This window comes from Actinoalloteichus fjordicus, from assembly GCF_001941625.1.
Lineage (GTDB): Bacteria > Actinomycetota > Actinomycetes > Mycobacteriales > Pseudonocardiaceae > Actinoalloteichus_A > Actinoalloteichus_A fjordicus.
Map to the genome: position 1 here is coordinate 6929774 of NZ_CP016076.1, position 15228 is coordinate 6945001.

Annotated in this window: 12 protein-coding genes; 4 read left to right on the forward strand and 8 right to left on the reverse strand. The window is 70.4% G+C overall.

Features of this window, described 5'->3' with window-relative positions; genetic code table 11:
• The first annotated feature begins 82 nt into the window (after nt 1-82).
• Nucleotides 83-316: a hypothetical protein gene (locus tag UA74_RS32585; protein WP_157442344.1), complete on the forward strand. Its 234-nt coding sequence runs from the start codon at nt 83-85 to the stop codon at nt 314-316.
• Nucleotides 317-557: 241 nt separating this feature from the next.
• Here the strand turns inward: UA74_RS32585 and UA74_RS29715 are convergent, their stop codons facing one another.
• From UA74_RS29715 to UA74_RS29750, 8 genes are all read right to left on the reverse strand, one after another.
• Nucleotides 558-1769, reverse strand: a complete 1212-nt coding sequence (locus UA74_RS29715; protein ID WP_083683819.1) for a nitric oxide synthase oxygenase — start codon at nt 1767-1769, stop codon at nt 558-560.
• A 42-nt stretch (nt 1770-1811) separates the two neighbouring features.
• Nucleotides 1812-2525, reverse strand: coding sequence for a tRNA (guanosine(46)-N7)-methyltransferase TrmB (gene trmB / locus UA74_RS29720; protein WP_075743125.1), 714 nt, complete (start codon nt 2523-2525; stop codon nt 1812-1814).
• Nucleotides 2526-2658: 133 nt separating this feature from the next.
• Nucleotides 2659-4731 carry an Hsp70 family protein gene (locus UA74_RS29725; protein ID WP_075743126.1) on the reverse strand — a complete coding sequence of 691 codons (2073 nt, stop codon included), beginning with the start codon at nt 4729-4731 and terminating at the stop codon, nt 2659-2661.
• 523 nt (nt 4732-5254) lie between these two features.
• Nucleotides 5255-5947, reverse strand: coding sequence for a hypothetical protein (locus UA74_RS29730; protein WP_157434516.1), 693 nt, complete (start codon nt 5945-5947; stop codon nt 5255-5257).
• A 374-nt stretch (nt 5948-6321) separates the two neighbouring features.
• Nucleotides 6322-7089 (reverse strand): hypothetical protein, encoded by a 768-nt coding sequence (locus UA74_RS29735; protein ID WP_075743127.1) that lies wholly within the window; start codon nt 7087-7089, stop codon nt 6322-6324.
• Nucleotides 7086-8060 carry an ABC transporter ATP-binding protein gene (locus UA74_RS29740; protein WP_075743128.1) on the reverse strand — a complete coding sequence of 325 codons (975 nt, stop codon included), beginning with the start codon at nt 8058-8060 and terminating at the stop codon, nt 7086-7088. The genes UA74_RS29735 and UA74_RS29740 overlap by 4 nt, the downstream gene beginning before the upstream one ends.
• 436 nt (nt 8061-8496) lie before the next feature.
• On the reverse strand, nt 8497-9474 hold the full coding sequence (locus UA74_RS29745) for an ABC transporter ATP-binding protein (protein WP_075743129.1): 978 nt from the start codon (nt 9472-9474) through the stop codon (nt 8497-8499).
• A 334-nt stretch (nt 9475-9808) separates the two neighbouring features.
• Complete coding sequence (locus tag UA74_RS29750) at nt 9809-10981, reverse strand: FAD-binding oxidoreductase (protein ID WP_083683820.1); 1173 nt, start codon at nt 10979-10981, stop codon at nt 9809-9811.
• Nucleotides 10982-11153: 172 nt separating this feature from the next.
• Here UA74_RS29750 and UA74_RS31295 point away from each other — a divergent pair, with 172 nt between their 5' ends.
• The 3 genes from UA74_RS31295 (at nt 11154) to UA74_RS29765 (ending at nt 14954) form a co-directional block, all read left to right on the forward strand.
• Entirely contained in the window at nt 11154-12131 is a 978-nt protein-coding gene (locus UA74_RS31295) for a pyridoxamine 5'-phosphate oxidase family protein (RefSeq protein WP_083683822.1), read from the forward strand.
• 64 nt (nt 12132-12195) lie between these two features.
• Nucleotides 12196-12690, forward strand: a complete 495-nt coding sequence (locus UA74_RS29760; protein WP_232237558.1) for a MarR family winged helix-turn-helix transcriptional regulator — start codon at nt 12196-12198, stop codon at nt 12688-12690.
• Nucleotides 12691-13481: 791 nt separating this feature from the next.
• The gene (locus UA74_RS29765; protein WP_083684192.1) at nt 13482-14954 is read left to right on the forward strand and encodes an MFS transporter; all 1473 of its coding nucleotides are present in this window, start codon (nt 13482-13484) and stop codon (nt 14952-14954) included.
• The last annotated feature ends 274 nt before the right edge of the window (nt 14955-15228 follow it).

The window sequence follows — 15228 nt, forward strand, 5'->3', positions numbered from 1 at the left end:
GGCCGTCCGACCGATCCGGACCGGCCCCCTCGAGAGCGAGACTCGTAGCACGACGATGACCCAACGAACTCGGGAGCCGAAGATGATGAACATCGTGTTGACCTGGACCGCAGGCGTGCTGGCACTGACCATGCTGCTGCTGATGGCGCTGAGCACCCTGCTGCCCGACCTCACGGAGCGGCGAGCCGAGGGTCCGCGCGTCGCAGCCAGGAAGGCGGCGGCCGAGGGAGTCACCGCGCAGGGCACTTCGCAGCGGACCGCCCGCCGCTCGAGCCTGTTCGAGCCCCGCCTCGCCGCCGCCGTCCGTCATCAGTGAGGCCCGGCGGTGGCACGAGACGCGGCGACGGAGCCACGGAGCCGCCGGCGCGACCGGGCCAGGCAGGCGGCCGACCGTAGCGGCAGAGCCTGGCCCGACCCGCCCGGCCCCGCCGCCACGGCAGCGCCGTCGACGCAGCCTCGGACGGCCTGCGTCACCCCGGTCGGCGGTGTCACCGGCCACGACCGCCCCGGCGCCGCTGCCACCATCGGCGCCAACCGCCGACTGCACGAGAAGGCCCTCAACCGCCTCGGACGTAGCAGGCATGACGTCCACCCGGCCGATGCCAGGCCCGCAGCCAGGCCATCCGCTGCGCGGCCTCGGCATCCTGATCGAAGAGCGGGATGCCTGCGGCGCCGAAGGAGTGCAGCACGGCGCGATCCAGCTCGGCACAGGCCCGCTCGTACCAGCCGGTGTGCTCGCTCGTGGTGTCCAGCCCCATTCGGCGGGCCACCGGCAACGCCATGGCGTAGGCCTGTTCGGCACCGAGGTCACGGCTGCCGACCGTTCCGCCGATGAACCAGGTGTTGAACGGCGCGGCCGGATAGTCGATGCCTCCGACGCACAATCGCATGTCGCTGATCACCGGGACCGCGTACCAGCGAAGCCCGAACTCCACGAACCAGGGCAGTTCCGGGTGCTCCAACGGAATCTCCGCCACGACGTCCCGAGGCAGCGGAAACAGCCGGGGTCCCTCCTGCTCGGTCGCCACGACCAGGGGCAGCTGGTCGAACCTCGTCCGTCCGACCGGCGGCTGCCAGCCGAGTCCTCGAACCGCCTCGGTGAACTCGGCCTGCCGGGGATCACCGAGCACCCTGCCGTCGCCGTCGACGTGTCCGGCGTAGCCGACGAGCTGTTGATTCCAGATCCTCGGGCCGTAGCCCATCGGCGTGTCCGGGGCGAAGATCGTGACCATCGGTGTGACGCCGGTCTGGTTGACGACGAGTCGCAGATGCTCGAAGCACTGCATCGCCACCGCTGAGGCGGTGTGCACGGCGCGAAGGTCACGAACCTGGGTGGCCCACCATGGCACGCCGCTGCCGCACCAGCCGCTGTCCCGCAGCGCGATCCTGGCCCCGTAGGCCAGTTCGGCGGGGAGATGTCGGTAGGTCCCGGTCGCATCGATCTCGGCGTGCACGCTCGCCAGCCGTTCCGCCATCGAGCCCGCCCTCGGATGCGCCTCGTGAAAGGCGCGGACGAACTCCTCGGCAGCGGCGTGATCGGTCGTCCGCGCCGTGCTGCCCTGCTTCTGCTCGATCGAGATGGGATCACCCCGCTGTCCACGGTCGTCAAGGATCGGAAGTCGTCCAAGCGGGCTTCCTACGTTCTGCGCCCATCGACCGGCGACCGCTCGCTGCGGTCGAGGACGAGTGGGGTGGATGCTCCGATAGTCGGGCCCGGCCGGGTCCTCGCTCGGTGTCGTGCGATCGGGTGCCTGCCTGCGGACCGCGATCGAGCATCCCGCCCGGACAACCTACTGCCCGCCGGCGAGTATTCAGTCCCGGCGTTCGAAGATCAGGTCGCGCGAGATCCGTCCCTCGGCTCTCGCGCGCTGCTCGAACTTCGTCACCGGTCGCCAGTCCGGCCTCGGTGCCCAGCCGCCCGGCTCGGCGGCGTACCGATTCCGCAGGGTCGGCTCCGCCGAGCAGACCTCCGCCATCTGATCGGCGTAGTCGGCCCAGTCCGTGGCCAGGTGCAGGGTCGCCCCCGGCGCCAGCCGGGTGGCGAGCAGCGCAACGAAGGCGGGCTGGATCAGCCGCCGCTTGTGGTGGCGTGTCTTGGGCCAGGGATCGGGAAAGAAGATTCGTGCCCCGGCCAGCGACGCTGGCGGCAGGTGCGCGTTGAGCAGGTCGACGGCGTCGCCTCGCAGCGCACGCAGGTTGGTCGCGCCGAGTTCCACGCTGCGCATCAGCAACTGCGCCAGGCCCGGCTTGTAGACCTCGATCGCCAGGTAGTTCACCGCAGGCTCCGCCGCAGCGAGCTGTGCGGTGGTCTCGCCCATCCCGGAGCCGATCTCCAGCGTCAGCGGCGCCTGCCTGCCGAACCAGTCCTCGACCGGCAGCTCGCCTGCGTCCAGCGTCGCGAGATCGCGCCCCAGGGTGCCCCAGTGCTGTCGCCAGGCACGCTCCTGGCCTGCGGTCAGCCGCTCGCCTCGACGCACATAGCTGACCACCGTGCGGTGGTGCGCCTGCTGATCAGTGGGTGACATGACTGGTCACGCTCCTCTCCCGAGGAAGAGACTGTGCCATCCGACCGCTCCACGCTGTGCACCCGCCCGGACTGCGGAGCGTGTCCGCGCCGCATCGCGGACCGGTGCGGCGAACGAGGCGGCTCGGCGCCCGTCAGCTCCCGGGCCGGATCGTGGACTCCCAGAAGGCCACGACCTCGTCCGCCGTGCGCGGGTCGTCCTCGGCGTTGGTGGCGTCTCCGCAGATCGTGCCGCCGTCGTCCGGCCGGTAGAGCAGGTGCTCGGTGCCGTCCGTCGGCATCAGCTGCTGTACCCAGTCGCCGGTCATCCCCGCGCCGGACCACTCACCGGTCTCGCCGGAGCCCATGATGGGGCTGAAGATGAGATCGCAGGCCGAGCCGTCGTAGAAGTACGCCTCGAAGTCGCCATCGGCCGTCGCGTAGTCGCAGCGCACGGCCGCGTCGACCAGGTAGGAGTACGTCTCGTCGTCGCTGACGTCGGTGCAGGAGTCCGCCCGCTCGACCGCGACCCCCGCGAACTCCCGCAGTTCCTCGGCGTCACCGAACGCGTCGGACCCGTCCGCGGGATCTTCGCCGCCGGAGGACGTCGAATCCGGGTCCGGGTCGGGCGGGCGGGGATCTCCGGTCGTCGGGTCGTCCGCTCCGGATCCCGTCGTCAGCCCGTCGCCGCCCGCCATCGGGTCCTCCCGGTTGCTCAGCGACCACACGGCCACGCCCGCCACGGCGAGAGCGGCGACGGCGACGACCGCAGTCAGAACGATCCACAGCGCGCCGGGCGAGCGTCGAGGCCGTTTCGGCGCGTTCATCACGTGAGTGGGCCCCTCGGGGACCTGCGAACCCACCGGCTCGTCGGGCCCCGAGGACCCGGTGGACTGGTCGGAGGCGATCGGCTGCCACCTCGTCGCCTGCCACCCGGCTGGCGATTGCACCGGGACCGGCTCGGACGACGGCGGTCGGGACCGCCCCTGCCCTGCGAGGTTCGGCGGCCCGGCGGGGTGCGAACCGACGGCAGGCCCGGCAGTGCCCGACGCCGGGGAGACCGGCCTGGTGAGGCCAGGCCTAACTTGCCCTGGCACGCCGCCGAGCGGACTCGCGCCCGCGGGAGTCCGCTCCCTGGGATCGGTGAAGTCGCGAGCGGGCGGCGCGGACAAGGCCCCGAGCACCACACTGTTCTCCGGCGACTCCACCGCCACCGGAATCAGCCCGAGGCGCTCGGAGATCGACTGCGCGACGGCGGGCATCCTGGACGCACCGCCGACCAGATAGACGCCCGCGAGCTGACCGGAAGCCAGGCCTGCGCTGTTGATCGTGCTGGACAGCATCGCCACGGCCCGTTCCAGCTGCGGTCGGACCAGCGCCTCCAGCTCCTCGCGGGTCACATGCGCGTCCGGGAGCGGGGCGGGCAGCGGGATGTCGGTCTGCGCGTAGCGGGACAGCGCCTCCTTGCCCTCTCGCACGTCGTCGATCATCGCGCGCGCCGATCGGCGGCTCGCGGCCGTCGTCGGGCGCAGCAGCTCCGGCCACTCCGGTCTGCCCTCGCCCACCGCCCGACGCACGTGTTCGAGGAGCGCCTGGTCGATGTCGGTGCCGCCGACATCGGACAGGCCCGCCTCCGCGAGGACCTGCCAGTCATCGCCTCCGGTGCGCAGCACGAGCGCGGCGTCCGTGGTGCCGCCGCCCATGTCGAAGACGGCCAGCGCATGTCCGGGCGCAAGCCTGCGCTGTTGATCCTCGAGACCGGCGAAGTGTGCAGCCGCTGCGGCAGGCTCGGCGAGCAGCCGCACCGAATCGGCCCAGCCCGCCGCCCGAGCGGCGGAGCGCAGGGTGTTGCACCGGATGCGATGCCAGTCGGCCGGATGGGTCAGCAGGACGAGGTCCGGGTTCGCGCCGAGCTGGCGGCGAGCCTCCTCCGCCACCCGACGCAGCACGGCCGCGATCAGGTCGACCACCGGAACGACCGTGTCGCCGAGCAGGACCTCGACGTCGTCGATCCGTCGCTTCGGGTTCGGCTCATACCTGCTGGGGTCGAGCCGTGCCTGCCGCTCGGCATCGCGCCCGACGACCAGGGTCCCGTCGGGGGACAGCCAGACAGCGGAGGGCAGTACCGGCCTGCCGTCGATGCCCAACAGCCGGGCCGGGGCTTCTGGGCCGGTACGGACGGCCGCGACGGTGTTCGAGGTGCCGAAGTCCACGGCGAGCTCTCGCACCCGATCTGCCTCCCTGGACTCCGGCCTGGACCACTTCGCCAGGCTCGTCCGGTGAGACGCGGCAGATCGTCGTTCGGCTCCGCCACCTGGCGCGGTGTCCGAGACTGCCCCAGGCCCCGAGGATCAGTCCAGTCGGGACGGTCGTTCGGCCGACGACCTCAGAGTCCGTCTGTGATCCCGCTGGAGTCGTGAACGGGGATCGGCGTGGCTGAGCTGCCAGGCGACAGGAGGGAGCCAGGACGGAGTCATGGGGACCGACGACAACGCCGCGGATCGCCGTGCCTGCCCCGCGCAACTCCGACAGCAGGGATCACAGACAGGCTCTCAGCCGGAACGCGGTCGATGCTCCGGCGGGCGACGACCTTGTCGAGCCGGGACCCGTGCGGCAAGATCAAGACGAGGAGGGGCGAATGCGCTCGCCCCCCGACGCGTTCGCGCCTCCGCCTCGGCAGGCGGGCGCGGCAGGGACCTGCCCACCGCGCCCGCCTGCCGAGACCATCGTCTTCTGCGATCCGGCCATGGCTCAGGCCACCCGCCAGCTTCCGATCTCGGTGAGCCGGTCACGCAGTTCGTCCACGCCCGCCAACCGGACCGGCGGGACCGGGGTGCTGCTCTGTGCGGGGAGCACGAGCACCAGACCAGGGTGATTCTCACTCAGGATGATCGTGGTCGGGTGCAGGGCGCGACCGTCGTCTGACGGCGTGTACTCCCAGTAGCAGCTGCGACCGTTGCCCGCCCAGGGCACGAAGACCCAGCCGGGACGCTCGACGAGGACGGCGTGCAGAGCGTCCTCGACCGCATAGCCTGCCGCGCGAGACGCCAGGACACCGTGGTGCACGGCGCGCAGCCACCATGGCGCGGCCGGGTCGGCGCCTGCGACGAGCGCCTGCCGGTAGAGGTCAAGGACGTCTTGTTCGGCGCCGAAGTGCACCCACGAGCTGCGGGCGTCCGACGGCGAGTCGGCGACGCTGGGTCCGCTGCCCTCCAGCGCCAGGGACCATTCGAGCTCGGGGAGGGGCTGCAACCAGGACAAGGAGTCTCCGGTGGATCTGGCCTGAGTGAGAGTCAGACGAGTTGACCCGTCGGCGGAGGGAAGTGGGATTCGGTCGGCCAGCCCGGTACCGGACAAGGTGCCTGCGGCCGTGGCGCGTTCAGCGGGGTTGAGGTCCGGCCGTTCGGATTCGCTCGGCTCGGGCCTGCTGCGGAGTGCTGGCATCCATGCCTCCTAGGGGTAGGTAGGACTATCAGCATCACCAACGTTAACGTCCGAGCCGGGACCCCTCTTTCCAATTAACAGTATTATTATGTAGTTGTGTTGGAGATCACGAGATTGGTTACGAACAGTGACCGATCCACCCGCACGTGGAGTGAAAAAGGTCCGGGCAGGCTCGCACCGAGCCTGCCCGGACCTCTCCCCCGACCCGATCGGACATGTCCCCGAAACATCTGCCGATCGGTCGTCATCTGGTGGTTCGCGGAATCCGCCTTTGCTCCCTCTGGAGTCGTGAGCGGGGATCGGCGTGGCTGAGCTGCCGCAGATCGCCTCGCCTGCCCCGCGCAACAGGAAGACCGGGATCGAAGACAGGCCCCTCAGGCGTCGCGCCGCTTCGTCACGATCACCGCCAGCACCAGCAGCACGGCCGAGATCGCCGCGAACCAGCCGAGGCCGCCCCACGGCCCGAAAGGCATGTCAGACCTGGTCAGCACCCCGGCCGCGTTCATGCTCACCGCCAAGTCATCCTGTCCGCCGAAGAGGAAGTGGTTGGCCGCGTAGAAGGGGAGCCACGGCTCCACGGCCGGCCCGACCCTCGGGATCAACGGGACCAGGGCCTCCACCGCGAGCGGCCACATGATCACGGCGGTGGTGGCTGCGGCGGGCTGCCGGACCAGCGTGGCGACGGCGAGGGCGAAGACGCCCGCGATCGCGTAGACCAGTCCCGTGCCCGCGACCGTGCGCCACTGCCCGGCCGTGGTGATGGCGAGCTGGGCCTCCGGGGAGAGCAGCACCGCGAGGCCCCACGAGCCGAAGGCTGTGACGAGGCCGGTGATTCCGGCCAGGAAGGCGATCACGACGCCCTTGGCCAACAGGACCGAGCCCCGGTCTGGCACGGCCTGAAAGGTCGCCCGGATCGTACCGAAGCGGTACTCGGTGGTGATGCTGAGGGCGGCCATCGCCATGACGAGGATCAAACCGAACTGGTTCGTCGTCTGAGTGAGCCCGATCGACAGCATCTCGGGGTCGGAGAAGCCCGCGATGAGACCCGCGAGTGCGACCGACACCAGGACACCGGCCGCGATGCACCACCAGGGTGATCGGATGGAGAGCAGCTTGATGCGCTCGACGGCGATCAGGGTCATCGGTTCTCCTCCTGTCGTGCGGCGGAGGCGGTGCCCACGCCGACGAGTTCGCCCTTGCGTTCGCTACGGGCCTGGTATTCGAGCGACTCGTTGGTGAGCGCGAGGAACGCCTCCTCCAGCGAGGCTCGTTGAGCCGTCAGCTCGTGGAGCACCACGCCCGCAGCCGCGGCGAGTTCGCCGATCTGCTCGCTGGTGCTGCCGCTGATGATCAGCTCGTTCGCGTCGGTGCTCGACACGGCCGCCGTGATCCCTTCGCCGCGTAGCGCGGACCGCAGCCGATCGCGTTGCGGACTGCGCACTCGGACCGTCGTGTCGCTGGCCTGATCGACGAACTCGGCGGTGCTGCACTGGGCGATCAGCCTGCCTCGGCCGATCACCACCAGCTCCTGTGCGGTGAGCGCCATCTCGGAGAGCAGGTGGCTGGAGACCAGGATCGTGCGTCCCTCGGCGGCCAGCCGCTGCATGAGCTGCCTGATCCAGAGGATGCCCTCGGGGTCGAGCCCGTTGACCGGCTCGTCGAAGAGCAGGATCTCCGGGTCGCCCAGCAGTGCGGCCGCGATGCCGAGCCGCTGGGCCATCCCGAGTGAGAAGCCGCCCGCCCGCCGCCGCGCGACGGCACTGAGTCCGACGATCTCCAGCACCTCGTCCGCTCGCCTCGCCGGGAGGCGGTTGGACTTGGCGAGCCAGCTCAGGTGGGCTCGCGCCGAACGGTTCGGGTGGGTCCACTTCGCATCGAGCATGGCCCCCACCTTGCTCAGGGGCTGCGCCAGGTCGCGGTAGTGCTTGCCGTCGATGCGGACGTCGCCCTCGGTCGGCCGGTCCAGCCCCAGGATCATCCGCATCGTCGTGGACTTGCCGGAGCCGTTGGGCCCGAGGAAGCCGGTGACCTTGCCGGGACGAATGCTGAAGCTGAGGTCGTCCACAGCAAGGGTCTTGTCGTATCGCTTGGTCAGGCCACTCGCTTCGATCATCGTCCCCTCCAGTTGTCTCGTACATCAGAAGACTAGCAAAGTGATATCAGTTATTCCTAGCGCGAGTCTCTGACGTGCGTTTTTCAGCCGAGAGGTGCGGCGTGGGCGTCGAAATTGCCCGACGAGCCGACGTCGTCCGGGGTGACTGCGATCGATGTCCTGCGGGCCGGGCGGCCGGGCGGCCGGGCCTCGGCAGTCGGGCGGTCGGATGCGGGCGGTCCGGCGAGCGGAACCCGATCGGGGTCGCCCGCCCGGCGAGCACGAGATAGGCGCTGAAGCTCGGGGGGTGCTCGGTCCACCACTGCTCGATGCCGGTCTCGACCTCGCGCCGCAGTTGCTCGACGAGGTCTCTCGCCGTCCCTCGAACGAGGTGGTCGATCAGGAAGAGCGCGGAGGACCGCTGCGAGCCGCTGAGACTCGGTCCGCCTGCCGCGCCTCAGCCACGCCCGCCGTCGGCGCGACGGTGCAGAACCGCGGCGTCTCCCGCGACGACCGCCGCCGGGTGCAGGTCGCTTCGGTGCAGCGCCCGGTCGGCGATCAGCGCGAAGGCCTGGTCCACCGAGGTGCGGTGGATCGACAACTCGTGCACCACGACGGCGAGTGCGGCCGCCAGCTCGCCGATCTCCTGGCTCGTCGAGCCGGTGATCAGCAGCGCCGCGTGTTCGCCGTCGAGATCCTCGTGGACGGTGATCCCCCGACGCCGCAGCTCGGCGGCGAACACCGCGCACTGTGGACTCCGCACCCGGATGGTCGCCTCGCCCGCGGTGTCGAGGAACTCCTCCGCGGGACACTGCGTGATCAGCTCGCCGCGACCGATGACCACCAGGTCGTCGGCGACGTCGGCCGTGGTGGACAGTCGATGTCCCGAGATCAGCACGGTGCGCCCCTCGGCCGCCAGTCGTCGTAACAGCGTGCGCAGCCAGCCGACGCAGTCGGAATCGAGGCCGACGGTCGGTTCGTCGAGCACGAGGATCTCCGGATCGCCGAGCAGTGCGCCTGCGAGCCCGAGCCTGCGGGTGTCGCGCGGCGACAACTGCCCGGCGCCGTGCGCCCGCATCTCGGCGAGTCCGACGAGGTCGAGCACCTCGTCGATCCGGCGGGCAGGCAGTCCGTTCCGGCTGGCCAGCCTGCCGAGCCGCGCTCGTGCGGATCGTCGGGATCGAATCCGACTCGTGTCGAGCAGGCCGCCGATCTTGCGCAACGGCCGGTCGAGCTCGCGGTAGGGCCTGCCGTCGACGAGCGCCCGGCCCGCCGTCGGTCGTTCCTTGCCGAGGATCATCCGCATGATCGTCGACTTGCCCGCACCACGCGGGCCGAGCAGACCGGTGACGCGTCCGGATCGGACGGTGAAGGAGAGGTCGTTCACCGCTAGGACGCGGCCGTAGCGCCGGGTGAGGCCGACGGACTCGATCATCGTCGTTCCTCGGTCGGCGCCGACACGAAGCGGGCTGCATCACGGTTGGCCTGGGGCGTACCAGATCGGCTCACCCCGACACGGTCCCGCACCAGCAGGCCCCGCTGATCCGTGATCGCCCTGAACCCGTCCCCGAGACGACCCTCGCGTTCCGGTGCCCCGCCTACGGGTCATCCCCGGACCGGATCGACACCGCGGTCGCGTGGCACAGGTGAGCGCAGCCGCGTGACGGTGTGGTCGGGCGCGCCATCCGGTGCGAGCTGCGGAGTCGGTGGTACGGCTCGCCGGCGGACCGCGACGGCCGCCGGACCAGGCGGCCGTCGCGGACGCAGGGTCAGTCGAGGGTGAAGGGGTCGTAGCGGATGCGTTCCAGCGGCGTGCCCGCCACCAGCATCCGCGAGACGGTCGCGCGGATCATCGAGGGCGAGCCGCAGACGAGGACCTCGCGCTCGGTCCAGGCTCCGTACCGGGTGACCACATCGGCCAGGGTGCCCTGCTCCATACCGGATCGGAGCGGCCCCGACTCCACCACCGGGACCACGGTCAACCACGGGTTGGTGATGCTCAGCCGATGCAGGTTGTCCAGGTCGTAAAGGTCGTCCAGGGTGCGACCGCCGACGAACAGGTGCACCCTCGGGTTCTCCCCGTACCTGGCCAGCTCGTCGAGGACGGCGCGCATCGGCGCGAGACCGGTCCCGCCCGCCACCATCAGGACGTCCCGGCCCTGCTCGCGATCCACCGACATCCGGCCCATGGGCGGGCCGATGCGCCAGTGGTCGCCGTACTGGGTGTGGCCGACGATCGAGCGGCTGACCCAGCCGCCGTCGACCGCCCGGACGTGGAACTCGATGGAACCGTCCGGACCGGGCGAGTTCGCGGGGGTCAGGTAGCGCCACAGCCGGGGGCGCTGCGGCACCTCGACGCTGACGTACTGCCCGGCGCGGTAGGGCACCGGATGCTGCGGCTGCACTCGCACCAGGGCGAGATCCCAGCTCAGCCGCTGGTGATCGATGACCTGGGCGTTCCACCAGGCGGGGTTCTCGTCGGCGTCGGCCGCCTGCTGCATGGTCGTGGCCATGATCGTGTAGGCCTCGGCCCAGGCCAGCTCGATCTTGGGGTTCCAGGCGTCACCGGCGAACTTCTTGATCGCGGAGAGCAGTGCGGTGCCGACGGCCTCGTAGTGCGAGACCACCACGCCGAACTTGCGGTGGTCGCGGCCGAGTTGTCGGAGGAAGGGCAGCAGGTCGTCGGGTCTGTCGACCATCTGGACGAAGTGCACCAGCGCACGGAGCAGCCTGCTTCGCTGCACCTCCATGTTGACCGGGAACAGTTCCCTGGTCTGAGGAGCGAGGCTGAAGAGCATCCCGTAGAAGAATCTGGCGACCTCGTCGGCGTGCGGCTCGATGAGCGCGTAGCTGTCTCGGATCAGGCGCACGGTGGCACTGATCCCCGGCGACGGCGCGCGTCGTGAGGGAGGCTCAGGGCTAAGCACGGCGTTGGCTGTCATGGTCCGGGTGCAGTCTTCTCCAAATAGTTCGCCGCGCCCGGTCAGACGCGCCGTTCCTGTTCACAGTCCCTGCCGAGAGGGACACTAACTCCTCATTGGACAGAATGGTTCCTTGATGCCACCTTTGGGCGTAGGCCAGTGACTCACCGTTGATGATGCCTGTGGCAGAAGGATGAAGGTAGAGGGACAGGCGTGGAACTTCGACGTGGGGCATGACACGGTGGGGCACGTGATCCACCAGACACTGGTACCGAGCGGCACTGCGGCAGCCGAGCTCCTCGAACTCGAACTCGCCGAACCGATCTCCAGTCCGGGCCCTCGCCGTGTCGAGCCCCTCGGACCGCCGCCTACCGGGTTCCGGCCGGCCCCTGCTCCCGCACCTGGCAGGCCGCCCACGCCGCCGCAGACCGCCCCAGGGCAGGTCCCTCCCGTCGCGCCGAATCCGCACGCGGCTCCCGGTTCGGCGGGCGAGCACCGGTTGCAGGCCGCCTTCGGCAGCGAGCAGCGTGCCCAGCGCTTCTATCGCGATCAGGTGCTGGACCGGCTCAACGACATGATGATCGAGTTCATCGGACGGATGGACATGGCGTTCGTCGCCTCGGCCGACTCCGGCGGCGAGTGCGACGCGTCGCTGCGCGCCGGGCCCGCAGGCTTCATCCGGGTGCTCGACCCGTACACGCTGGCCTACCCCGAGTACCGAGGCAACGGGGTGATGGCCAGTCTCGGCAACATCAGCGAGAACCCTCACGTCGGCATCCTCATGGTCGATTTCGTACAGGACCTCATCGGGCTGCACGTCAACGGTAAGGCCAAGGTCGTCCAGGATGCCGATCTGCGCGCCGAGCACGCGGGTCTGCCGACCGACTTCGATCGAGGCCGGACCCCGGAACGCTGGGTCGTGGTCTCCGTCGAGGAGGCCTACATCCACTGCCGCAAGCACATCCCTCGGTTGATGCCGATCGCCAGGGACCGACCTTGGGGCACGGACGACACCCGACGCAAGGGCGGGGACTACTTCGCCGCCAAGGGCATGCCTCGGCCGTGGAGCCCGCCGCAGAGCCCGCCCGCGCTCTCCGGCGGCCTGCCGATGCCGGGCAACGACAGCCGGCCCGTGCCGGGCAGCGACATGCCGTCGGACGGGAGTCGGTGACCGACGCCGAGAGTGCGACACTGGACTCCGGAGACCGTTATGAGAGTTTCGGGTAGGAGCTTCGGTGGGAGCGGAGTCGGGCGATGACTCGATCGCGGTGATCGACGCCTCGGACGGCGAGGAGCACCCTCGGCGGCGGGTGGCCGCCGAGGCGGTGGAACGCGAGCTCTCGATGCTGTTCCGGCGTGCCAGGCGGATCTCGCTGAGCCTGGCCGCCCAGATCGACCCTGCGCTGGAGCCCGCCGCCTACGGGACCCTCGCGCTGATCGCCGACGCCGGGCCGCTGCGCGGCACCGAACTGGTGGAGATGCTCGGCCTGGACAAGTCCACGATCAGCAGGCAGATCGCCCAGCTCGTCGAACTGGACCTCGTGGCGCGGGTCGCCGACCCCACCGACGGACGAGCCCGACTCGTACGGATCACCGAGGTTGGCGACCGCAGGCTGCGCGGACTGCGGGAGCGCCGACGACAACGGCTGCACGAGCACTTCAGCACCTGGTCGACGGACGACCTCGACGAACTGGCGCGGCTGCTGCCGCTGCTCAACGAGATGCTCTGATCCCCTCGGCGCGTCGGCGCGGGCCGGCAGCCCTGCGTTCGCCGATTCGTCTCGGCCGGGCCGGACCCGGTCGGGCCCGGCTGGGCGGCGGGAGGTTCGGCGGCGGCAGGCTCGGCACGGCCCCGCTCGGCATCGCTCGAGCAGGCAGGGCCGGAACTGGCGGGGCCCGCCCCGGGAGCCCGGCTGCGCCCGCCTGAGTCGCGTCCGACCGACCAGGGCTGACCACGACCGGACACGTTCGCGCTCGACCCGTGCAGGCCGGGCGTTCCGGCCGACGCCGACCCCGCGCAGGCCGGGCTCCCCGGCTCCCCGCAATTCGCCCTGCCGCCCCGGCGCGCGCGTCGGTACGCGGCCCACAGCGGCAGCGCGACCAGGGCGAGATCGCCGTCTCGGCGCGCAGGAAGTGTCTGTCCCGCCCGGCCCGATGCCGTCGCGCTCGGCTCAGGAGCCGATGGCCTGCTCCCCGCGAGATCCGCCCTCGGCCGGGCTCGGCAGACGACACGAACGGCCCGACGGCCGGGCGTCGCATCGCCCGGTGTGAGGGATGCCTCCCTGATTCCCGTGACGGGCGCCGCCCTGCGCCAGTAAAGTTGTGTTCGGCAACTAAATAACCAGGCCGGAGGAGTGATGTGATGCGGTCGCGGTCCGCGCTGCGCGACAGGACGGGTTCAACACCCGTTTCGACACCCGTCGGGCGGCATTCGACTTCCGGGGCGCCCGCTCCGTCGACCAAGGCCCCGCCACCGCCGCCCGCTTCGCCCGTGCCGCCCGTTCCGGTCGCCGATGACCAGATGACCCACCGACAGATCCTGGAGGCACTCTCGGGGCTGCTGCTGGCCCTGTTGGTCGCGATCCTCAGTTCGACCATCGTCACCAACGCGCTGCCGACCATCCTGGCCGAGCTGAACGGCACCCAGTCGCAGTACACCTGGGTGGTCACCGCGACCCTGCTGTCCGCCACCGCGACCACCCCGGTCTGGGGCAAGCTCGCCGACCTGTTCAGCAAGAAGGTGCTGATGCAGGCCTCGATCAGCCTCTTCGCCCTCGGCTCGATCCTGTGCGGGCTCGCCACGTCCGTCCCGATGCTGATCGGCTTCCGTGCCGTTCAGGGCCTCGGCCTCGGCGGGGTGCAGGCCCTGGCCGCCGTGATCATCGCCGCGATGGTCAGCCCGAGGGAACGCGGCCGGTACAGCGGCTACCTCGGCGCGGTCTTCGCGGTGGGGACCGTGAGCGGTCCGCTGGTCGGCGGGCTGATCGTCGACACCTCGTGGCTCGGCTGGCGGTGGTGCTTCTTCGTCGTCGTCCCGGTGGCGATCGCGGCCTTCATCGTCCTGGGCCGGACTTTGCGGCTGCCGCTGATCAAGCGGAAGGTCAGCATCGACTGGCTGGGCGCCACGCTGATCGTCGGCGGCGTCTGCCTGCTGCTGGTCTGGGTGTCGTTCGCGGGCAATGCCTTCGCTTGGACCTCGACGACCAGTCTGGTCCTGCTGGGCGCCGCGCTGCTCTGCCTCGCGGGGGCCGTTCTGGTGGAACGGCGGGTGTCGGAGCCGGTCGTGCCGTTGCGGCTGTTCCGCGACCGCACGTTCACCCTGGCCACCGTCGCGGGGATCGGGCTGGGCATCGCGATGTTCGGCGGCTCACTGTTCATCGGACAGTACTTCCAGCTCGGCAGGGGGCACTCCCCGACGGCGGCGGGCCTGCTGACCCTCCCGCTCGTGCTCTCGCTGTTCGTCACCTCGACCGCGTCCGGCTGGCTGATCTCGCGCTGGGGCCGTTGGAAGGGCTTCCTGACGGCAGGCAGCATCAGTCTGTTGCTCGGCCTCTGCCTGCTGGCGACGATCGACCACGACACCCAGCTGTGGCTGGTCGGCTGCTACCTCGCCCTGCTGGGCTCGGGAGTGGGCCTGAGCATGCAGAACCTCGTGCTGGCCGTGCAGAACAACACGCACGCCCGCGATCTGGGGGCCGCGACCGCGACCGTCACCTTCTTCCGCTCCCTCGGTGGCGCCACCGGGGTCTCGGTGCTGGGCGCGGTGCTCTCCGGGCAGGTGGCCGCTCGGGTCGCGGCGGCGACGGGCGGTGCGGCGGGCGAGGCGGGCGCCTCGCTGGACATCGCGACGCTGCCCAAGCCGCTGCAAGACGTGGTACACGCGGCCTACGGCGACGCGACCGGCCTGGTCTTCGGCATCTCCGCAGTCGCAGCAGTCGTCACACTGGTGGCGGTGCTGTTCATTCGAGAGGTGCCGCTGCGCACCACCGTGTGAACAACGTCTGACCGAATATGAGCCGAGCTCTAGAGCTCAGCTGGACGGTCCGGACGGGCAGGCGGTCCACACAGAGATCAACTAGACGGTCCACAGCCTGTGGATAACTTGAGCCCAGAACAAGGGCATCCCCGAGTTATCCACAGGCTGTGTGGACAACTCGGGGAGCAGGTGGGGATAACCGGTGGACTAGTTGCTCCGACCTCGGGACAGCTTGACCAGCACTGTGGACAGGACGGGGTGCCTGCCTACTCGGCGGTCCGCTGCCACTCGG

Coding starts and splice junctions, on each gene's coding strand:
- UA74_RS32585 (WP_157442344.1), top strand. CDS start 83: ATGATGAACATCGTGTTGACCTGGACCGCAGGCGTGCTGGCACTGACC.
- UA74_RS29765 (WP_083684192.1), top strand. CDS start 13,482: ATGACCCACCGACAGATCCTGGAGGCACTCTCGGGGCTGCTGCTGGCC.
- UA74_RS29730 (WP_157434516.1), bottom strand. CDS start 5,947: ATGCCAGCACTCCGCAGCAGGCCCGAGCCGAGCGAATCCGAACGGCCG.
- trmB (WP_075743125.1), bottom strand. CDS start 2,525: ATGTCACCCACTGATCAGCAGGCGCACCACCGCACGGTGGTCAGCTAT.
- UA74_RS29740 (WP_075743128.1), bottom strand. CDS start 8,060: ATGATCGAAGCGAGTGGCCTGACCAAGCGATACGACAAGACCCTTGCT.
- UA74_RS29750 (WP_083683820.1), bottom strand. CDS start 10,981: ATGACAGCCAACGCCGTGCTTAGCCCTGAGCCTCCCTCACGACGCGCG.
- UA74_RS29745 (WP_075743129.1), bottom strand. CDS start 9,474: ATGATCGAGTCCGTCGGCCTCACCCGGCGCTACGGCCGCGTCCTAGCG.
- UA74_RS29735 (WP_075743127.1), bottom strand. CDS start 7,089: ATGACCCTGATCGCCGTCGAGCGCATCAAGCTGCTCTCCATCCGATCA.
- UA74_RS31295 (WP_083683822.1), top strand. CDS start 11,154: ATGAAGGTAGAGGGACAGGCGTGGAACTTCGACGTGGGGCATGACACG.